Origin of the sequence: Pseudoduganella namucuonensis (assembly GCF_900116645.1) — a bacterium.
Lineage (GTDB): Bacteria > Pseudomonadota > Gammaproteobacteria > Burkholderiales > Burkholderiaceae_D > Rugamonas > Rugamonas namucuonensis.
Genome location: NZ_FPBO01000098.1, coordinates 1 through 2177, shown reverse-complemented (window position 1 = coordinate 2177; position 2177 = coordinate 1). Strand labels below are relative to the sequence as shown.

Sequence of the window (2177 nt, the reverse complement as noted above, 5' to 3'; positions counted from 1 at the left end):
CCAGGACACCGATCCAAGCGCTCAAGGAATGGCAGCGGCAGAAGCCCGAATTATTCGTTAAACGTGTTTATGATCAAACGGGACTCGACAGTTAGTATCAGTGCGTTTTTGCTTGCCGGACAAGCGGAGGGGGAACCAAGGTGGTATTTGCCCCAAATGCTTCTTAGACTTTCAATCCTCTAGCTGCCTTGGATGCAATGAACTGTGCAGCGTTGAGGGCCTGCGCAAACTCAGGATCATTTTCCTCAAACTCGCGCACCGCGAAGTGGCCAACAATAATATCTTTCAGTCGTGACCTGTCTCTTTCATCGCCCTTGACTACCGACAATAAATACTCTAGTTGAGCTACGGTCGAAACGAACAATTCAAAATCGGGGGCCTCGTCCAAGCGAACTCGCGCCAAAGTTAAAGCATTTTCAATTTCTTCTATTGCAGCCATGCTATTCCTTATTAATTATTCCGAGGCACAAACAGCGGCCTTTGATTTGAAAACAACTGACGTGCGCCGCCGACGGTCGGATACGATTGCCCACTAACAGACCAAAAATCATTCACCGCCGCAGAAGTGCTGCGCAACATGGTTACTGGCCCGGTCGTGACGTACGGGTTGAGAATCTTCGGTTCCACGGTTTGTGTTGCCCGATTAAATCCAAGGGGGCTAATTCCCAACTCGGTAGGCTGCACGCTCGGACTAAACGAATACCAATTTCCTTGAGGTGCACCCGGCGTTTGAAATTGGTATAGGGGCTTGCCAGCGCCGAACGACTGTAACGATACTGGTTGAGTTAGATCGATGCCGGTCATATACGATGGAATATTAGCCTCGGGAACCCCTTGTGACTTAAAGAAGTTAGTGACTGTTTCTTGGCGACCTCGCATATTAATGTCAAGATTAACATCGCCGGTACGACCAAATTTATCATTCAAGTACGAACGCCGTAAAGCAGCCGCATCAATAACGGCAACATCAATCGTATTTGCCCCAGTTCTTCCCACAGCACCAGTCCCGGGCATGCTGAAAATCATCACTGGCTCGGTTTCCTTGGCCAGGAACGCGACCAGGGAGAGCGCCGTGTTCTTGGCAGCGCTGCGTTCGGCAGGCGTCAATGGCACGGTCGGAGCGCTGCCAAACGAAGTGTCGGCCAGGAAGTTATTGACGGCACGGTAAATCCCGCGCCATCCCGCCGGCGAGAATATACCATCAATGATCCCCTTCGCCTCATGGGCAAGCTGGATCGGGCTGCGCATCTGCGGCGGCCCCGCGCTCCAGTCGTCCGAGTTCAGGGCCTGCGGCGCATTGGTGCTCAGCCCGCCACTGAAATCGGGGCCGATCGCGTCCACGTCCTGGCCGGCGGCGATGATGGCGTTGAGTTGCCCCTTCGTCAGTCCGCCAGAGGACAAGTCTTGCGGGGCCAGCTTGATGGAATTGATGATGAAATCATCATTCGTGAACTGTTGCCAATAGCCGGTTTCGGTGTTGTAGGTCGTCGTGTAGGGAACGATTTTACCCATATAGTCGGTCAGCCCGCTGCTTGGGTAACTGCCATTGGCTTCCGCGACGGAGCGGAAGTCAACCACGTCGCCAGTCGCGGCCCCATAGCTGCCGCCAAAGCCGACCGTGGTGGACGTGCTGGCGTAGCTGGTCGCGTTCCAAGACCCCGTGCCGGCTCCGCCCACGTTCGCGGCGTCATAGGCGTTCAACATGCCCAGATAATCCGGTCCGCCGCCCGACAGGTCGGAGAAGTCGAGGCCGCCGAAGCCGAAGGCCTGAGCGACGTTGATGCCGGCGCCGCCCGTCGCGGTCGAATTCCCGAAATACGACTTTGTACCGTCTTTCCCGGTGATGGAATCACCGCCGAAGGTGCCTTGAAGGAGCTCGCCCCGGCCGAAATACGCGCCTTGCCCGCTCGCGCCCCGTTGTATCTCCATGGCGATGTCGTCGATCGACTTGCCGGCCCAGTACGTGACGCCCGGGTCGTTGGCCAGCGTGCGCTGATGCAGCGTCTGCGCGATGTCATACGCCCACGGCTGCGCGCCGCTCGCCACCGGCTCCCACTGGAAGCTGCTTTGCGGGACCGCGCCGCGCGCGATGGCCGCCGCCGCGCCGGTGGTGTTGTTCAGGTAGCCGCTGATGTCGCCGCCGGTGTCCACCGCCGCCGACGAGGGGGCGGCCATGC

At 57.5% G+C, this 2177-nt stretch carries 2 protein-coding genes; both read right to left on the bottom strand.

What is annotated here, in order from left to right:
- Nucleotides 1–163: 163 nt before the first annotated feature.
- A complete protein-coding gene (locus BM436_RS35850; protein WP_143133532.1) occupies nucleotides 164–439 on the bottom strand; it encodes an immunity protein Tsi6 family protein in 276 nt (91 codons plus the stop codon).
- Nucleotides 440–450: 11 nt separating this feature from the next.
- A partial coding sequence (locus tag BM436_RS35845; protein WP_093561682.1) for a polymorphic toxin type 46 domain-containing protein occupies nucleotides 451–2177 on the bottom strand: 1727 nt, incomplete at its 5' end.